This is a genomic window from Candidatus Symbiothrix dinenymphae (genome assembly GCF_001431085.1).
The window spans coordinates 1-408 of sequence record NZ_BBRU01000469.1 but is presented as its reverse complement, the minus strand read 5'-3'; the positions used below and the strand labels follow the sequence as shown (position 1 = coordinate 408).

The window sequence follows — 408 nt, the reverse complement described above, 5'->3', positions numbered from 1 at the left end:
CTTCTCCGGTGTGTTTTTGAGTGAAAAATCGGCATCCGGCGAGCGGGTTTGCAAGGTGGTGCAGGTGGAATTGCTGAGTAAATCCAACAATCCCTATCTGAGCGAGAAGGACATTATTGCGTTTTTGGATGAAGGTCAGTTGAATCCGATTGGTCGGACGCGCGATGAGATTCAGACAGACAATATCGAGAAAATGTTGCGCGCCCGGGCATTGATTCAGGAAGTGGAGGTTTACAAAACGATGGACGGCGCGGTCAAAATAGATGTGGTGCTGCGGACACCGATTTTGCGGGTCATGACGGAGAACAAAAATTACTATGTGGATGACACAGGCGGTATTATGCCGGTGCCTGCGAACTTTGCGGCATTGGTTCCTGTCGCCACCGGCAATGTGAAAGAGGCGTATGC

At 50.5% G+C, this 408-nt stretch carries 1 protein-coding gene; it reads left to right on the top strand.

Annotated elements, in window-relative coordinates; genetic code table 11:
* Positions 1–408, top strand: a 408-nt coding sequence (locus tag ASC50_RS05140; protein WP_478209967.1) for a cell division protein FtsQ/DivIB, incomplete at both ends; no start/stop codon positions are given.